Annotated in this window: 18 protein-coding genes; 4 read left to right on the top strand and 14 right to left on the bottom strand. The window is 27.4% G+C overall.

All coding sequences use genetic code 11. The features are described from left to right. Window positions 1-249 precede the first annotated feature (249 nt). Entirely contained in the window at window positions 250-1608 is a 1359-nt protein-coding gene (locus CSGHG_RS17035; RefSeq protein ID WP_010298141.1) for a YjiH family protein, read from the top strand. A 50-nt stretch (window positions 1609-1658) separates the two neighbouring features. On the opposite strand, the gene CSGHG_RS17040 is transcribed toward CSGHG_RS17035, so the two are convergent. The 12 genes from CSGHG_RS17040 to CSGHG_RS17095 form a co-directional block, all read right to left on the bottom strand. Further along, on the bottom strand, window positions 1659-2342 hold the full coding sequence (locus tag CSGHG_RS17040) for a hypothetical protein (RefSeq protein ID WP_147582290.1): 684 nt from the start codon (window positions 2340-2342) through the stop codon (window positions 1659-1661). Between the two features lie 204 nt (window positions 2343-2546). Further along, window positions 2547-3428 carry a tRNA 2-thiocytidine biosynthesis TtcA family protein gene (locus tag CSGHG_RS17045; RefSeq protein WP_010298148.1) on the bottom strand — a complete coding sequence of 294 codons (882 nt, stop codon included), beginning with the start codon at window positions 3426-3428 and terminating at the stop codon, window positions 2547-2549. 151 nt (window positions 3429-3579) lie between these two features. Next, the gene (locus CSGHG_RS24740; protein WP_268869875.1) at window positions 3580-3702 is read right to left on the bottom strand and encodes a hypothetical protein; all 123 of its coding nucleotides are present in this window, start codon (window positions 3700-3702) and stop codon (window positions 3580-3582) included. A 151-nt stretch (window positions 3703-3853) separates the two neighbouring features. Next, the gene (locus tag CSGHG_RS17055; RefSeq protein ID WP_235700172.1) at window positions 3854-5002 is read right to left on the bottom strand and encodes a DHHW family protein; all 1149 of its coding nucleotides are present in this window, start codon (window positions 5000-5002) and stop codon (window positions 3854-3856) included. A gap of 32 nt (window positions 5003-5034) precedes the next feature. Further along, complete coding sequence (locus CSGHG_RS17060; RefSeq protein WP_010298153.1) at window positions 5035-6441, bottom strand: MBOAT family O-acyltransferase; 1407 nt, start codon at window positions 6439-6441, stop codon at window positions 5035-5037. Between the two features lie 38 nt (window positions 6442-6479). Further along, window positions 6480-6971 carry a DUF4358 domain-containing protein gene (locus CSGHG_RS17065; protein WP_010298156.1) on the bottom strand — a complete coding sequence of 164 codons (492 nt, stop codon included), beginning with the start codon at window positions 6969-6971 and terminating at the stop codon, window positions 6480-6482. A 269-nt stretch (window positions 6972-7240) separates the two neighbouring features. Next, window positions 7241-7735 (bottom strand): GDSL-type esterase/lipase family protein, encoded by a 495-nt coding sequence (locus CSGHG_RS17070; RefSeq protein WP_010298158.1) that lies wholly within the window; start codon window positions 7733-7735, stop codon window positions 7241-7243. Between the two features lie 112 nt (window positions 7736-7847). Continuing rightward, window positions 7848-8027, bottom strand: coding sequence for a hypothetical protein (locus CSGHG_RS17075; protein ID WP_026022423.1), 180 nt, complete (start codon window positions 8025-8027; stop codon window positions 7848-7850). Between the two features lie 422 nt (window positions 8028-8449). Next, window positions 8450-8947, bottom strand: a complete 498-nt coding sequence (locus tag CSGHG_RS17080; RefSeq protein WP_010298161.1) for an SEC-C metal-binding domain-containing protein — start codon at window positions 8945-8947, stop codon at window positions 8450-8452. 93 nt (window positions 8948-9040) lie between these two features. Then, a complete protein-coding gene (locus tag CSGHG_RS17085) occupies window positions 9041-9616 on the bottom strand; it encodes a GerMN domain-containing protein (protein WP_010298169.1) in 576 nt (191 codons plus the stop codon). Window positions 9617-9652: 36 nt separating this feature from the next. Beyond that, window positions 9653-10438 (bottom strand): MBL fold metallo-hydrolase, encoded by a 786-nt coding sequence (locus CSGHG_RS17090; protein ID WP_010298172.1) that lies wholly within the window; start codon window positions 10436-10438, stop codon window positions 9653-9655. Between the two features lie 23 nt (window positions 10439-10461). Further along, a complete protein-coding gene (locus CSGHG_RS17095; protein WP_010298175.1) occupies window positions 10462-11721 on the bottom strand; it encodes a UDP-N-acetylglucosamine 1-carboxyvinyltransferase in 1260 nt (419 codons plus the stop codon). 591 nt (window positions 11722-12312) lie between these two features. Here CSGHG_RS17095 and CSGHG_RS17100 point away from each other — a divergent pair. Next, the gene (locus tag CSGHG_RS17100) at window positions 12313-12855 is read left to right on the top strand and encodes a hypothetical protein (RefSeq protein ID WP_010298178.1); all 543 of its coding nucleotides are present in this window, start codon (window positions 12313-12315) and stop codon (window positions 12853-12855) included. A gap of 243 nt (window positions 12856-13098) precedes the next feature. Then, window positions 13099-13530, top strand: a complete 432-nt coding sequence (locus CSGHG_RS17105) for a DMT family transporter (RefSeq protein WP_010298181.1) — start codon at window positions 13099-13101, stop codon at window positions 13528-13530. A gap of 80 nt (window positions 13531-13610) precedes the next feature. Here CSGHG_RS17105 and CSGHG_RS17110 read toward each other — a convergent pair whose 3' ends face one another. After that, entirely contained in the window at window positions 13611-14504 is an 894-nt protein-coding gene (locus CSGHG_RS17110; RefSeq protein WP_010298184.1) for a selenium metabolism-associated LysR family transcriptional regulator, read from the bottom strand. Between the two features lie 223 nt (window positions 14505-14727). On the opposite strand from CSGHG_RS17110, the gene CSGHG_RS17115 reads away from it, so the two are divergent. Beyond that, window positions 14728-15951 (top strand): S8 family serine peptidase, encoded by a 1224-nt coding sequence (locus tag CSGHG_RS17115; RefSeq protein WP_010298188.1) that lies wholly within the window; start codon window positions 14728-14730, stop codon window positions 15949-15951. 26 nt (window positions 15952-15977) lie between these two features. On the opposite strand, the gene CSGHG_RS17120 is transcribed toward CSGHG_RS17115, so the two are convergent. Further along, window positions 15978-17228 (bottom strand): competence/damage-inducible protein A, encoded by a 1251-nt coding sequence (locus CSGHG_RS17120; protein WP_010298191.1) that lies wholly within the window; start codon window positions 17226-17228, stop codon window positions 15978-15980. Window positions 17229-17303: the final 75 nt, after the last annotated feature.

Consider the following 17303-nt stretch of genomic DNA (forward strand, 5'->3'; position numbering starts at 1 on the left):
TTTCAACATTAATGTAACTTGTTAAAGTAATTTTTATGTTTTTACAAGTATTATAATTAACAATGCTTTTGGCATATTATATTAAGTTTTATGCATATTTTGTATATTAATACATCATTTTATGTATATTCCACTTATAAATTGTATTTTTATTTGATTTTATGACGAAAAAGGGTGGACTTTTTTCATTTTCTGTATTATTATAATAAGAAATTGTATATTTATAAACTAAAGAAGGAGGAATTATATATGCTAAAAACAGAAAAAGCATCTTATTCTAAATGGAACTTATTATTATTTTTATTACCATCTTTAATTGGCGTATTGTTTTTCATGACACCTGTTCCCCATGAAGGCGAATTAACAATACCAGTGGCCATACTATCTAGGGCTTTACTTAATAGATTAATCGATTTTATGCCATACATAGTATGCTTTATGATTACTTTAGCTGCACTTGGAACATTAGTAACTAAATTAGTAAAACCTAATTTTATTATAAATAATAAATTTTTCAATTCATTATTTAATATTTCACCAATTTGGGCTGCATCAAGATTTTTCGGAATGATTTTTGTAATATGTGCTACTTTTAATATTGGTCCAAATTTCATTGTATCAGAAAACACAGGTGGACTTTTACTTTATGATTTACTACCAATTCTATTCTCAGTATTTTTATTTGCTGGATTATTTCTACCACTGTTATTAAACTTTGGATTATTAGAATTCGTAGGAACTTTTTGTAGTAAAGTAATGAGACCAGTTTTCGGATTGCCTGGTCGTTCATCTATAGATTGTATAACTTCTTGGCTTGGTGATGGAACTATAGGTGTACTACTTACTAGCAAACAATATGAGGAAGGTTATTATTCTGCTAAAGAAGCTTCAATAATAAGTACAAGCTTCTCTGCTGTTTCAATAACATTTAGTTTAGTTGTAATAGCTCAAGTAGGACTTTCTAATATGTTTATACCTTTTTACTTAACTGTTACATTATGTGGAATAATTTTAGCTATAATAACTCCACGTATACCACCACTTTCAAAAAAAAGTAGAAGCTTTTTTAATAATGCTAAAGCAGAAAATAAGGAAATCATTCCTGAAGGTTACACTTCTTATCAATGGGCTTTAACTCAAGCATTAGAAAGAGCTGAAAAAAACAAAAACTTCTCTGAATTAGTTTTTGAAGGTGTAAAAAATGTTTTAGATATGTGGCTTGGAGTTCTTCCTATTGTTATGGCTATAGGAACACTTGCTTTAATAATTGCTGAGTATACTCCAGTTTTCCAAATACTTGGTATGCCGTTCATACCAATACTTAATCTATTACATATACCAGAAGCAGCTGCTGCTTCTCAAACTTTAATAGTAGGTTTTGCAGATATGTTCTTGCCAACAGTTATAGGTGCTACAATAGTTAGCCCAATGACAAGATTTATCATAGCATGTATATCTGTAGTTCAATTAATATATATGTCTGAAATAGGAGGACTTATACTTGGTTCAAAAATACCAGTTTCATTAAAAGATTTATTTATAATCTTCTTAGAAAGAACATTAATTGCTCTTCCTATTGTGTCATTAATAGCACACATAATATTCTAATAAACAAAGAAATCTCAAAATGAATAAAACATTTTGAGATTTTTTTATTTCTATTTTTCTATAAGGTTCATTATCTTATCATATAACTCCCCTTCAATGAGATTATTCATATTTCCATAATAAAGTTTTTTATCAATATAAAAAATAGTTCCAATATAAACTTTAGGTTCAGCATATACATAATATATTTCATCATATTTACTAAAATCATCTATATTATATTTAATCTCACCAAATAACTTCTCAAGTTGAAGAACTATTTCCTTATCAATTAAAACTTTCTCCATCTCATTTTCATCTGATATATTTCCTTTGTATAACATATATTGTGAATATTTTTCTAAACCTTCTTTTACTGAATTATCTTTCTCTACTTTATTAGCTTTAGTGTATTTCATACTATAACCTTGATACACTTCTAAATCTGTAAACTCTTCATCATTTTTTTCTCCTACAATTGGTTCATCAAAAACAATTCTAGCTAATAGTCCTCCTTTGTTTCTTGAAAGACTACCTAGTGGTTCTGTTCTATTAGCCTCTGGAAATCCACCACCTACTGGAAAGTATACATTCTCCCTAAACTCTATTGGAGCATATTTATAACTATCTTTAGTAAGATATGTTGCTACAACATCACCTTTCATACTTTTTAGTGCAATTATATATCCTAAGATAATTATTGATAATATAATAAGTATAATTACTAAAATCCAATTTGTTTTTTTATTCTTCATATATATCACACCAACTCCCTCTCTAAATTTATATTCTAATTAATTTTATAATTAGCGTAAATTTAAATCATAACATTATATCTATCATTATGTTAACATATTGTAAATTAACCTCATTTTTACATAAACTATAATATAGTTGAAAAAAGCCGTATTAAAATAGATTTGTTCTTCTATTTTAATACAGCTAATTTAAATAAATTATTAATCTTCATCAAAGAAATCTAAATATGAATAGGTTTCTCCGTCCTTTTTCCATCCTAATATTGCATCCATGTTTACATTCTGTGCTGCTCTGAATATAGATTTATCTACATCTTTAAAGTTTTTCTTTAAATCTGCTATCATATCCTTTATCTCAAAACGTTTGTTCCCTATTTTCTTTGCAGCTACCATACATGCACAATTTAATGGCCATATACCGCTGTTTTGAATGAATTTTTGTATATATGGCTCTTCTACATAATAAAGTGGTCTTATAAGCTCTAATCCTTCAAAATTAGTTGCCTTTAATTTTGGAAGCATTGTTTTAAAATTTCCTGCATATAAAACATTTAACATTGTAGTTTCTATTACGTCATTAAAATGATGTCCTAGTGCAAGTTTATTACATCCAAGTTCTTGAGCCTTTGAATATAATGCACCTCTACGCATTCTCGCACACATGTAACATGGATAGTCTTTAGCTATGTCATCAACAATTTTAAATATCCCTGAGTCAAATATATGTATAGGTATATTTAAGTAATTACAGTTGTCAATTAAAAGCTGTTTAATATCTTCATGATAACCAGGATCCATAGCTATAAACTCTAGTTCAAAATCCATTTGGCCATGTCTTTTTAATTCCTGAAAACATTTTGCCATAACTAAACTGTCTTTTCCTCCAGATATAGCTACTGCAATTTTATCTCCATCTTCTACTAATTTATAGTCTTTTATAGCCTTTATAAATTTAGACCATATATGTTTTCTATATTTTTTTATTAAGCTTCTTTCAATTTCTTGTATAGGGCGTCTTTCGTTAAATGGAATTAATACTTCACATCCACTACCAGCTAATCCCTCTTTATTTTCTTCACTCATATTTACACCTCACTTACCTTTAAAATATTATAACACCAATCTATAGTGATACAAACTCACTTTTGAACTTCTACATTAAAATAATAAAAAGAGTTTAAAAATTTAGCTTATAAAAACTTATTTTCTAAACTCTCTTATATAACTTTGTAAATTATTTATCTTGAGCTTCTTGAATAGATTTTTTTACAGCAAGTTTTATAACAAAATATAAAATTAAAAATTTTATACAAGTTAACCCCAAAGTCACTAAATGTGGTATTAAAGTCATACTCATAAATACTCCCCCTAATTTTACAGTTAATAATATTATACTATATAACTAAGTTTATATGCTTTTTTAACATTTACTTTCATAATTAAAAGTAAACATTATCTATAGTTTAATAATTACTTACTAAACTTAAATTAAAGGTTATTTATATGTTTTAATATTTAATAGTTTTTATAGATGTGTCTTGAAAAAATGTATTTGCATTATAAAGCATTAACATTTCATCTATTTCATTCTTTTCTATTAATTTTGACAAGTCTTCTGTATAGTATCTTAAATCTACCATATATATTTCACTAAAATCATTTATTAAAAATGGAACAAAAGAATTAGCATAAGAATCCTTTACTATAAGCAACTTTCTATCACTATTTGCTTTTGTACTTATCTTTACTAAAGGATGATTTCCATCTAAGAAAACAGTATACTTATCTTTTTTCTTAAGGTTATCCATTGCATACATAGAATTACTCTCTTTTTCTTCTAATGGATACTCTACCTTTATATCTTCATCTATATGATTTTTATATTTATAAAGATTAATGCTATCAGAAGATACACCTCTAAAATTACCTTTAGAGTATAGTGAACCTAAAAACTCATTACTCACTTCTACTTTATCAAAGTTATCTTTATCTGCTAAAGACAGATTCATGCTCTTAGCTAATTCTTCATAAGCATAGTATGCTCCATCAGTTGTCCAGTGATGATCCGTTTTATAGTATATGTACTCATCTTTTTTAGAATTTAACTTTTCATATACATCTACAAAATTTATGTCTTCATTTAAACCATCTTTAAACTTATCTAGATATGTTTTTTCACTAGGCTCTACTACATAGTTTGGTAACTTATCTTTAAGTATATCCACTGCAGTAGGTGCTAATACAATATATTTTTTTAACTCTTTAGATTGATTATCAAAGTTATTGATAGCATTTACCCTAGTATCAACCTCTTCTTGTGATGGTGCTTTAAATTTTTCAAGTAAATAATCATCTTTTCCTAAGTAAACATCATTACTTTCTTTTTTTCCTATAAATTTATCACATTTAGATTTTAATTCTACCCAAAAATCTCTAAATGCAAATTGGTCAGAAATATATTCTTCATATTTTTTAGTAAATTTACCTTCAAGCAAAGATTCTATTGAAAACTTAGGCTTCTTTTGAAGCACTCTATTTTCCAACTCTGAAAAATCTTTATTTGGAGTTATTATATTTAAAGCTACAATAGATGTAAAAAATCCAATAAACATTATAGCTACAATTATCTTTAATAATTTATTATTTTTGTTCAACACTTTCACCTCTTTTAAGCTAATTATTCATACTTCTAAAATCTAAAGTATAAGAATGGATTATAAGTTTCATTAACTAAATAAGCCACTGATATAACTAACATTATTAAGTATATACTTGGTAATATTACTATCTTTAAAGTTTTTAGTTTTATTTTTATAAAATCAACTAATCTTTTTAAAATAGGTGTTGAACATATTATAACTGCTATGATTAATCCTATATTAGTTGTGAAATAATACATTGTCATACTATCCATTAAAGGATTGCTATTAAGACCAAACATAACTTTTATGTACTTTAAGGCACTATTTAATGTTTCTACATCAAAGAACACCCAACCGATTATAACTAGTACCATTGCATATAAATTAGCAATAAATCCAGGCATTTTTTCAAGCCATTTTAATAAGAACATTTTCTCTATTACTAATATACATCCAAAGTAAAGTCCCCAAACTATAAAGTTCCAACTTGCTCCATGCCAAAGGCCAGTAAGAAACCAAACTATAAATAAATTTCTTAAATGTTTCCCTAGTGAAACTCTATTACCACCTAACGGTATGTATACATATTCTCTAAACCAAGAGCCTAAAGATATATGCCATCTACGCCAAAACTCTGTAATACTCTTTGATATATATGGGTAATTAAAGTTTTTCATAAAATCAAAACCTAACATTTTTCCAAGACCGATTGCCATGTCTGAATACCCACTAAAATCAAAATATATTTGGAAGGTAAATGCTATTATACCAAGCCACGCTCCAATCACAGTAACATCATTTATTGGAGTATTTTTAATAGTAGTCCATATAATTCCTATATTATTAGCTAGTAAAACTTTTTTAGCTAAACCTACTATAAATAATTCGCATCCTTCTCCAAACTTTTCTAGTGTTTCATGCCTACTATCTATTTGTTTTGCAACTTCTCCATACTTTACAATAGGACCAGCTACTAACTGTGGGAACATTGTAACATACGCACCAAAAGATATGATGTTTTTTTGCACTGGAATCTTATCTAAATAGACATCTATAGTGTATGACATTGTCTGAAACGTATAAAATGATATACCTACAGGTAATGGTAAAGTTTTTGCTACTAAATTTAGACCAAGTAATCCATTAACGTTTGCTATAAAGAACCCGTAATATTTAAAAAATGCTAAAATTCCTAGATTAATAACCATAGAAATAATAAGAACAAGTCTTGCCTTGCTCTTATTATCTCTATATTTATCTATAAGAATTCCGTTAGTATAATCAAACACTGTTGAAAATAGCATTATTCCTATATAAACAGGCTCACCCCATGCATAAAATATAAGACTAAATATCAATAATACTAAGTTTCTTATTCTTTTAGGGGATATATAGTAAACTAGTAATGTTACAGGTAGAAATACAAATAAAAATATTAAACTACTAAATACCAATTTACGTCCCACCTTAATTATTAAATTTTGTTTTTATATTATTTTAAAGAACCATCAAAAGCTTCTTCTATTTTTTCTGCATCCTTTGATACTGCTAATAATATGTACGTTCTTTCAGATTTTAAAACCTTGTTTTCTACTAAATTATATTGTTCTGGAAGATAATCTTTAAATCCTTCACCATTTTCATTTACTTTTGCTTCGATTTGTTTTTTCATATCTTCAACTTTTGCTTCATCTTTAACTTTTATAACAGCTACTTCATCAGCTTGTAAGTTTGTTTTTGGTATGTAAAATGAAATTTCTTCTATATCCTCTGACTTAACGCCAACAAACTTCTCTAATTTTTCTTCACTACCTTCTTGCATATCTGCAAATTCTGTTGAATTTTTTATGTTTTCTATTACTTCTTTTGTCGTTGGGTTTTTCTCCTTAGTACTTGTCCCACAACCAGTTAACATTCCTACCGTTAGTATTGCTCCAAAAGCAATTGCCATTATTTTTTTTGTTTTAGTGTTTCCTTTTAACATATTTTTCATCCTTCCTGTATTTAGGCATACTCAAATAAATAATAAACTAATATTCTCACTTATTTGCCATGAATACTTTGTCGATAAAGCCCATACATAGCCCCACTATCACTAGATTTTATCTCTTTGTCTCATGACAAATATACTTTGAATTTTTGACTTTTTATTTATTTTTATACGCCTTAAAATTTTTATGTACTGATTTAATTAACCTAACTTTTCATTCTCAATTTTTAAGTAGCTAAGTTTAACTCTACTTTCCCTTATAATTAATGTAAATTGTTTTTTATTTCATCTATCCATGTGCTATAAAAGGTTCCTTTTACATGTTTACCATCTGGCTCAAAAGAATTATCATTTCCTTTTAAAAGCTTACCAATATCCATATAATTAACCCTTTGTCTCACACACATATCTACAATCAATTTATTAACTTCTTCTATACGAGTATTAGTAATTCCATTTGTAGCATCCTCTCCAAAACTTGCTACTGGAAATACTGATTGAACATATATAGTAGAATTTGGTACTTCTTTTTTTATATCTTCTATTAGTTTTTCATATTGTGAAATAAAATCTTCATTTTTAGAAAAACAAATCAAATCATTCATTCCATAAAGTATAAATATATTTTTAGGATTTATATCTTTTAATTGATTTACATAACTTACTGCAACTTCAGTAGTATCTCCTTTATTAGCTAAAACTCTTTTATCTTCTACTAATTCATAAAAAGAGAACCCTTCCGTTATAGAATCTCCCATAAATGCAGATGTTGTTAAAATATTTTCATCACTGCTTGTCTCATTATTTTCTATTTTATTTTCTTTATTGTCACTTTTATCTTCTTCCTTCTCTTTAACTTCTTCATTTGTTTTAGAGTCTTCTAACTGTTTGACCTCTTCTTTTTTCCATATACCAATTCATTTTTTTATTTACACTCTTTATATAATTAATCATTGGTATAGATGCACCAAATATAATAATCAAACATACTATTATTGCCATAATTAGTCTTTTCTCGTTAACCACAACATACTTTTTCTTTTTGTTCATAATGCACCTCAAAACATCTATGTTAAAACTTTTAAAGTTAAATACCTACATTAGTGTATATAATATACTTTAATACTAAACTATATTATCACAATTAAAAGCTATTTTAATATAATTTTTAACACTTTTACATAAAAATTTTATCATTTAATATAGCAAAATTAATTACAATAATATTAAATTATAACTAATTTTATATTATTTTTTTAAAAATCTAAACTTTACTATTGTATTTTTTTAATAAATTTAAAATTATTAACGTTTTGTTTAAAATTTTTAAACTCCCTATATACACTTAATCTCATGAATAATCAACAATTTGTTTTAAGTTAAAAGTTATTAAATAAATTTAAATTGGAGCTTATTTCCCTATATAATTGTGTATTAAAAAAGCACCCTATAAGGGTGCTTTATCATAAATTCTATTTTCCACAACACTTTTTGTATTTTTTACCACTACCACATATGCATGGATCATTTCTTCCTACTTTAGTTTCTTTAACTATTACTTTAGAAGCTCTCCATTCTTTTGTTATCTCTTTTCTTTTTTCTTCTGAGAATATTGCATTCCATTGTGGTAATTTGTATAAGTAATCAGCTTTAGATTCTAACATATTGAAATATAATTTTTCAAAATCAATTTTCATATCTATTTCAGCATTTGCATCCATTGACTCTAAATCTAATTCTTTTTCTATACTCTCATTTATTCCATCTAAGAATCCCATAAATTGAACATCTGTAACGCCATATTCTTCAGCTAATTCATTTATTTTTCCCTTAATTTCTCCATTTAAATTAGTTAATGCTTTGCTATATATAGTAGTTTCAACTCTAGCATACTCTTTCCAGAATTCTGGTTCACCTTTGCTTTTCACAAAATCAACTACGTAATTTGTCCATTCATTATATAAACTCATGTTATTATCTCCTTTATGAATAAATTAAAATTTATCTACTTCGTTAATTATAATAAAACTTTTGATTTGTTTCAATATTTACTTAACTTCATTCTATTTAAGCTTTAATCCATTAATATCTTCCTGTGAAAACGGTTTTGAAACATCGTAATTTCCACCTATTGTTTGCAAATTTTTATTATCTATAGTTAGCATAACCTTGTCAATACTACTTAGCTGAGTAAGGGACGTAGCTAAACAAGTAAGTGTGGTTTTTTCTTTATTCTCATTCATTTCAACTTTTGCAGCTTCACTTAAATTCACATATGCAATACCATCTTTAATAGAAAAGCTTAATAATCTTGTGTCTTTAGGGAATATTGCTTTAGATTGACTAACTACTGAAGGGCCTTTTAAAAGCTCTTGAACTATTATTTCTCCTAACAATTCTTCCTTATCAACTAGTCTTTCTTCTTTTAAAATTTTAGATTCACTATCATTTTCAGTTCCATCAAAATATAATGTTAAATCTAAATACTCTCCACTTTCTTCTTGTTTTACATTTAAATTCTTGATTTTTTCTCTATTTAAAGCACTATTTTTATCTTTCTTATCGTAATTTATAAAAGATAAAACACCTATTATAGTAAAAGCAATTATTAATATTATTATTATTGATTTCTTTTTCATAACTGCCCCCTTATACTTATTATTAGCATAATATCATTATACACATATAACATCACTGTGTTTATCTCTATTTGCCATAGTAATATTTACATCTGTTCCTATTTGAACCTTGTTTTCCTTTAAAACGCTTATAACTGTCTCATATGCTAACTGTGGATAGTTATTTGTTTTGCTTAAGTGTCCTAAATATATATTTTTAAGATTGTCTCCTAAAATATCTAATATAGCATTTCCACAAGCCTCATTAGATAAATGTCCAATATCACTTAAAATTCTTTTCTTAAGTACATATGGATATGGCCCAAATTTAAGCATTTCAATATCATGGTTACTTTCTAATAAAAATACATCTGCCTCTTTCAAAACATTTTTCACTTCTTCTGAAAAATGTCCTAAATCTGTTGCTACTGCTGCTACCTTATTTTTGCTTCTAAATGCATAACCTCTAGGATCAACAGCATCATGATGTATTTTAAAATTTTCTATAGTCATATCTTTTATGTCTATGTATTTCTTATCAAGAAGCTTTATATTTTCCATCTTTAATTTACCTAGTTTGCTTTCCATAGCATTCCAAGTAAGCTCATTTGCATATATAGGTATATTGTGTTTTCTTGATAATACACCTACAGATTTTATATGGTCTATATGTTCATGAGTTACAAAAATACCGTCTATTTCCGAAGGGTTTTCACCTATATTAGTTAATTCCCTTTCTATGTTCTTACCTGCAACTCCTGCATCTATTAAAATTCTAGTATTACCATCTGATACAAATACACTATTTCCGCTACTACCACTAAATAATGGACAAAATATCATAAACTTCTCCTTCTCTTAACTTACTAATCACACTTTGCTCTTGTAATGTCTCCACCTAAGCGTTTAAACTTTTCTTCTATATTAGGGTACCCTCTATCTATATGTTGTATTCCTTCAACAACAGTAGTTCCTTCTGCAACTAAACCTGCTATAACAAGTGCCGCTCCTGCTCTTAAATCTGTTGCCTTAACATTAGCACCTTTAAGTTTTTCTACGCCATCAATAACAGCAACTCTTCCCTCAACAGTTATGTTTGCTCCCATTCTATTTAACTCTTCAACATGTTTTAATCTGTTTTCATATATACTTTCATTTATTACACTTCTGCCCTTTGAAACAGCTAATAAAGTACTCATTGGCTGTTGTACATCTGTTGGGAATCCTGGGTAAGGTAATGTTTTTATGTTTACACCCTTTAAGTTTTTATCTGATTTAACGATAATATTGTCATCACCCTCTGTAACATCAGCTCCCATTTCTATTAATTTCGCTGATATAGACTCAAGGTGTTTAGGTATAACGTTCTTTATTTTTACTTCTCCTCCACATGCAGCTGTAGCTACCATGAAAGTACCTGCTTCTATTTGGTCTGGAATAACTGAGTAATTGCATCCTACAACCTCATCTACTCCTGTTATTTTTATTGTATCAGTTCCTGCACCTTTTATTTTTGCGCCCATACTATTTAAAAAGTTTGCTACATCAACTACATGCGGTTCTTTAGCAGCATTTTCAAGAATAGTAACACCTTCTGCAAAAACAGCTGCAAGCATGACATTTATAGTTGCTCCAACACTAATTACATCAAAGTATATGCTTGTTCCAACTAATTTTTCTGCTTTAACACTAACAGCGCCACATTCTATTGTTACGCTTGCACCTAAAGCTTCAAATCCTTTTATGTGTTGATCTATAGGTCTTGAACCTATAGGGCATCCCCCTGGAAGCTCTACTCTAGCTTCTTTAAATCTTCCTAAAAGAGCTCCTAAAAAGTAATATGACGCTCTCATTTTTCTTACATGTTCTGTATTTGCATTAAGACTTTTAACAACTGTACTATCTATAGTTAAAGCCCCTTCTTTTCTTTCAACTTTACATCCTAAATATTCAAATATTCTTTCTATACAATTAACATCTTCAATATTAGGGATATTATCAATACAGCATTTTCCCTTACTTGCTACTATAGCTGCTGGTAAAATTGCTACTACTGCATTTTTCGCTCCACTTATTTCCACTTCTCCATATATGGATTTACCACCATTAATTATTAATTTTTCCATTACGGTATCATCCTCACTATTTAATATATATTAAGTTTATCTTGCATCCTAAAAATCATACATATCATATTATATCATATACAAATTACATTATTAATACGAAATTTTAAAATATATCATTTATTCTACATCTAATATAAAGGCTATCATACTTATATGCAAGATATTTATGCATTTTACAAGAATTTTAAAGGTATTTAACCCTTTTTTAAATTATTGATATACTGTTCTAAACTAAATTTTAAATTTATGAATTCATAATATTAACATTATACTAATAGCTAAGAGTTATGGTGATTATTAATAACTATACTTTTTATATCATCAGATTATAAGAAAACTACATTCCAGTTTCATCCTAAAACTATTAACTATTACTTTTTAACTATTAAATAAAAACTTTTAAAGTTTTTATACCAGTAATTAAAAATATTATTTATAAACTTATTTCTATGTAAATAACCTTATAGATAATATTTTTAATGAATCCTTCCATTATTTATGATATAATATTGTTTATTATAAATTAACGAGTTTTGGCGCATTATATTAAGTGTGTCAATTTAAAACCTTGGGTTATGGAGGATAGTTATGAAATATTACTTAGTTGCCGTTTTTGATGAAAATTCATCTTCATCTCTTACAAAAATACAAAAGTCCATAAGTAAAAAATATAAATTATATAAAAATACACCTGTGCTTCATATACCTTTAGGTGTAGTAAATTCTAATGATTTTCAAAAATTGGATGAAGCAATGCTTAAAGTTTTAGCACCATATAAAAATTTTAAAATTATGATAGATAATAAAATAGTTTTTAATGATAGTTTTAATACGCTAGGCTTTAAAGTAGAAGATAAAGGATATATAAATAAGATTTTAAGAAGTGTATTTAATACTTTTCCAATTTATAATGTCAATATAAAGATGCCTAATAATGGTAATCTTAACATTCCTATAGCTAATGCTAATCATAATACGAGAAAAAGTGCTGGGAATGGAACATTATACATAGATCCACATTTTGAAAAAGATTCATACTTATACACAGCTAAAATCTGTAAGTTTGAACTTTGGAAACAACCAACATCTAATAGAGAAATGATAAAATCTTATCCACTAAAAGAATATTAAAATTTAAAACTAATTATAGTTATTTTAAACTGAAATGTATTGTTACATTGATTTTAACTAGCTTAATTAGTTTTTTTATGCATTTATTTAAATTTGATGTTTTAAACAATCTTTTATTATAATAATCTATTACTCCTATAAAACTCAATAGGAAATATTTAGCCTTTTTAATATATCCCTTTCATAAGTATATTGAATATGACTAAATTTATTGGTTACACTAATCCTGAGGACGGTGATTTTATGTTAGCTGTAATAATAGCAATAATTTCAGGTGTAAGCATGAGCCTTCAAGGTGTTTTTAATACTAAACTGTCTGAAACTGTAGGGCTTTGGGAAACTAATGTAATCGCTCAAGGGGTTGCTCTTATTGTTACATTTATTGTTATGCTTTTTGCTGGTAAGGGAGATATAAAAGCAATAAAAGATGCAAATAAAATATATCTTTTAAGCGGAGTTTTAGGTGCAATTATAGTTTATACTGTTATGAAAAGTATCTCTACCTTAGGTACTACTTATGCAATATCTATAATACTAGTTGCCCAACTAGTTGCAGCAGCACTTATAGATTGTCTTGGATTATTTGGCATTGAAAAATGTTCCTTTGGTTTAAAAGAAATATTGGGCATTGTAGTTATGATTGCAGGAATAATTCTTTTTAAGTGGCAAAAATAAAAAAGATGCATAGCATCTTTTTTTAGTCTATTAATTTATTAATTTAGAACAAAAACTTAATGAATAACTTTAAGTGTAAATTATTCTAAATTATATACCTCTTTACACATATTCAAAAAGGCTGTAGCTATTGGTGTTAACGTTCTCTTAGCACTAACAACTAAATACATACTTCTTTTAAGATTTAATCCATCCACAGTACTTATTTGCATGTTTTCATCTTTTAATAAATCCTCACATAGTGCTTTCGATAAAATAACTACCCCTAATCCAAGTTTTAGCATTTTTATTTGAGCATCTAAGTTATTAACTTCACATAAAACTTTCAATTTATGGTTATCCAAATTTGCTTCATCTAGTGCAGTTTCTAATGTTTTTCTTGTTGCAGATTCTTTTTCTCTTATTATAAAATCACAATTCAAAAGTTCATCAATAGTTAATACCGCTGGAAGACCTAACTCTTTTTTAGAAACTATAACTAGTTCATCCTCCATTATGTCATAACTTCTTATTTTATTATTATGTACGGTAGTACCTACTAATCCGATTTCACAATTTAATTCTAATATATCTTTAATTATTCCTACAGAGCCTTGCTCTTTAATATTAAATTTAACATTTGCATAAGTATCATTAAACTTTTTTATAAGCCTTGGTAATATAGCATTACATGGAGTAGTACTTGCTGATATATTTAATCTACCGGATATGTTGTTGTTAAAATTAGACATTTCAACTATAGAATTATTCCTAGTATTTATTATATCTGTAGCGTATTCTAAAAATAACTCTCCTGCAGGAGTTAAATTAACTTCCTTAGATGTTCTATCAAAAAGTTGAATTTCCAGTTCCTTTTCCAAACTAGCTATATTAGAGCTTATAGTTGGTTGTGAAAGATAAATAGCATTTGCTGCCTTTGAAAAACTTCTTAATTTTGCCACCATAATAAAAGCTTCTAACTGTTTAAAGTCCATACTTATCCCCCTCACTCATTATATCTACGTAATCTATTATGAATGTAATGATTTGAAATTTCAATAGCATTTATCAAAAAAATGAATGGTATACAATTTTTTATATATTTTTAATATTCTTTTATTATTCTAATGTAAATTCATTAAAATTTTTTACTTAAAGTTACATTTATTTCATGTATTCATATAATATATTGATGTATCAATTCTAGGAGGATATTTTATGCTTTCTTTAAAAAGGAAACTATCTCCCACATTAAGAAAAGCTATAGAAAACAATTTTTATAGTAAATATAGGGTCATTGTTGAATATAGAAATTTAAAGGATGATTTAGTTAAAAAAATTAAATACTTAAATGGTGAAGTATTATTTTCTATAGATACTATTAACTGTATTGCTGCTAATTTAAGTACAAATTGTATAAATCGTCTTATAGAGCTACCAGAAATTAAATATATAATTTTAGATGAATATGCATTTCTTTGTGGTAGAACTGTTCTTTTATCAAATGGTGTTTCATTGCAAAGTTCTGATAATATCATTAAAGGAGATTATAAACTTAGTGGTAAGGGGGTAGGCATTGGCTTAGTGGATAGTGGTTGCTATCCCCATAAAGATCTTTTATATCCAAACAATAAAATTAAACACTTTATAGATGTTATAAACAATTTTACTTATCCTTATGATGATAATGGTCATGGTACTTTTATCTCAGGAATACTTTGTGGAAGTGGTTATGAATCTAAAGGAAGATACCGTGGTGTTGCAATTAACAGCCATTTAGTAGTCGCTAAAGCTTTTGATAAAACAGGAAAGGCCTTTCTTTCATCTACTTTATTTGCGATAAATGAAATTTTAAAGTGTAGTGAAGATTATAACATTAAAATAATATGTTTACCTTTTGAAACTTATACTATTGATAGTGATTTTTTAAATATTTATTCCAAGCTATTTAAAGTTTGTATAGATAAGGGTATAACTGTAGTGGTACCTTCTGGTAGCAATTTATCATCTGAAAATAGTATTAAAGGATTTGCCGTTTTAAAAGATGTTATAACTGTAGGTGGTATAGATACTACTTCTGCTAGCAAAATTTATCCTTATTCTTCTTGTGGATCGTCAAAAACTCTAGCTAAACCAGATTTTATATCTGCAGCTGTAGATGTCATCTCTCTTAATTGTAATACTAGCTATATTTCAGAACGAAATGGCTTAAAGGTGTATCCTCCAAAACTTAATAGACATTATATTGATGTAAGTGGAACTTCTGTGTCTTGCGCATATATTGCTGGAGTTTGTGCACTTTTATACGAGTACAATCCACAGTTAATATTTAAGGATGTCTATGGTCTTTTAAAAGTATCTTCTAGATTAATAAAAGAAAAGAAATATATGCAAGGTAACGGGGTTATAGATTTAAGTAAAATCTTGCCTAAGAAGCAATAAAAGAGATGAATTAATCATCTCTTTTTTTATTTATTAATATCTTTACTTATACATAATTTTCTTCTTAAGAAATCTAAGGCACACTGTGTCGCACGATTTCGTATTTGTTGTCTATTTCCTAAAAGGTTTAACTTTTTAGTTGATACTTCACCATCAATATAAACACCAATATACACAAGACCTACTGGTTTTTCATCAGTTCCACCACCTGGACCTGCAATACCTGTTGTTGATATACCAATCCTTGCACCACATCTTTTAGCTATACCCTCTGCCATCTCTTTTGCCGTTTCACTACTTACTGCTCCAAATTCTTTTAAGGTTTCTTCTTTTACACCTAAAGTTCTCATCTTAGCATCATTACTATATGTTATAGCACCTTCTAAAAATACAGCTGATATACCTGGATAATTTATAAGTTTTGCTCCAAGTAATCCTCCTGTACAAGATTCAGCCGTTGATACTGTAAGATTGTTTTCTACAAGAAATTTTCCTAAAACATCTTCTAATGTATCATCACCTTCACCATATAAATTTTCTTTAAATATTTCTTTTAATTCTTCTTGTATAGGAACTATAAGTTCTTTTGCCTTATTTTCATTTTCTGCTGTTGCTGTAATTCTAAAAGTAACCTCTCCATCTTTTGCATAAGGTGCTACTGTAGGATTAGTTTGATTTTCTATTATGTGACTAATCATTTCTTCTGCTGTACTCTCTCCAATTCCAATAACCCTTAAAACTTTTGATGTTAAAACTACCTTTTGAAAGTTTGAAAGGTAAGGAACTACAGAATTTTCAAACATAGGCTTCATTTCTTTTGGTGGCCCAGGTAAATTTATAAGTATTTTATTGTTCTCATTTATAATACATCCTGGTGCTGTTCCATTGTCATTTCTTAAAACTATTGCATCTTTAGGAAAATAAGCTTGTTTTATATTATTTTTAGCCATTTCCCTTCCCATCTTTTCAAATCTATCTTCTATTCTTTTTAAAGATTCTTCATGTAATACACTTTCTTTTTTAAAAAATTCAAAGGATATTTCTTTTGTTAAATCGTCTTTAGTTGGCCCTAATCCACCAGTAGTTATAACTAAATCTGCTCTTTTAAAAGCTAATTCATAAGTTTCTTTTAACCTTTGAGGGTTGTCCCCAACTACAGACTGATGATAACAAAATATACCTAGCTCACTTAATCTTCTAGACAAGTATTGTGCATTGGTATTTAAGATATCCCCTAATAATAATTCTGTTCCTACAGCTATGATTTCACATTTCATATTAATCAACTCCTTTGTTTTTATAGGATCCCAAATTAAATTTTAAACTTATTCATTTATCAAATGATAAAATTC

This window comes from Clostridium senegalense JC122, from assembly GCF_000285575.1.
Classification (GTDB): Bacteria; Bacillota; Clostridia; order Clostridiales; family Clostridiaceae; genus Clostridium_J; species Clostridium_J senegalense.

Excerpts from the sequence above, each read along its gene's own strand:
- CSGHG_RS17035 (WP_010298141.1), top strand. The coding sequence starts at position 250 with ATGCTAAAAACAGAAAAAGCATCTTATTCTAAATGGAACTTATTATTA.
- CSGHG_RS17040 (WP_147582290.1), bottom strand. The coding sequence starts at position 2,342 with ATGAAGAATAAAAAAACAAATTGGATTTTAGTAATTATACTTATTATA.
- CSGHG_RS17045 (WP_010298148.1), bottom strand. The coding sequence starts at position 3,428 with ATGAGTGAAGAAAATAAAGAGGGATTAGCTGGTAGTGGATGTGAAGTA.
- CSGHG_RS24740 (WP_268869875.1), bottom strand. The coding sequence starts at position 3,702 with ATGAGTATGACTTTAATACCACATTTAGTGACTTTGGGGTTAACTTGT.
- CSGHG_RS17065 (WP_010298156.1), bottom strand. The coding sequence starts at position 6,971 with ATGTTAAAAGGAAACACTAAAACAAAAAAAATAATGGCAATTGCTTTT.
- CSGHG_RS17070 (WP_010298158.1), bottom strand. The coding sequence starts at position 7,735 with ATGGGAGATTCTATAACGGAAGGGTTCTCTTTTTATGAATTAGTAGAA.
- CSGHG_RS17075 (WP_026022423.1), bottom strand. The coding sequence starts at position 8,027 with ATGAACAAAAAGAAAAAGTATGTTGTGGTTAACGAGAAAAGACTAATT.
- CSGHG_RS17080 (WP_010298161.1), bottom strand. The coding sequence starts at position 8,947 with ATGAGTTTATATAATGAATGGACAAATTACGTAGTTGATTTTGTGAAA.
- CSGHG_RS17085 (WP_010298169.1), bottom strand. The coding sequence starts at position 9,616 with ATGAAAAAGAAATCAATAATAATAATATTAATAATTGCTTTTACTATA.
- CSGHG_RS17090 (WP_010298172.1), bottom strand. The coding sequence starts at position 10,438 with ATGATATTTTGTCCATTATTTAGTGGTAGTAGCGGAAATAGTGTATTT.
- CSGHG_RS17095 (WP_010298175.1), bottom strand. The coding sequence starts at position 11,721 with ATGGAAAAATTAATAATTAATGGTGGTAAATCCATATATGGAGAAGTG.
- CSGHG_RS17100 (WP_010298178.1), top strand. The coding sequence starts at position 12,313 with ATGAAATATTACTTAGTTGCCGTTTTTGATGAAAATTCATCTTCATCT.
- CSGHG_RS17105 (WP_010298181.1), top strand. The coding sequence starts at position 13,099 with ATGTTAGCTGTAATAATAGCAATAATTTCAGGTGTAAGCATGAGCCTT.
- CSGHG_RS17110 (WP_010298184.1), bottom strand. The coding sequence starts at position 14,504 with ATGGACTTTAAACAGTTAGAAGCTTTTATTATGGTGGCAAAATTAAGA.
- CSGHG_RS17115 (WP_010298188.1), top strand. The coding sequence starts at position 14,728 with ATGCTTTCTTTAAAAAGGAAACTATCTCCCACATTAAGAAAAGCTATA.
- CSGHG_RS17120 (WP_010298191.1), bottom strand. The coding sequence starts at position 17,228 with ATGAAATGTGAAATCATAGCTGTAGGAACAGAATTATTATTAGGGGAT.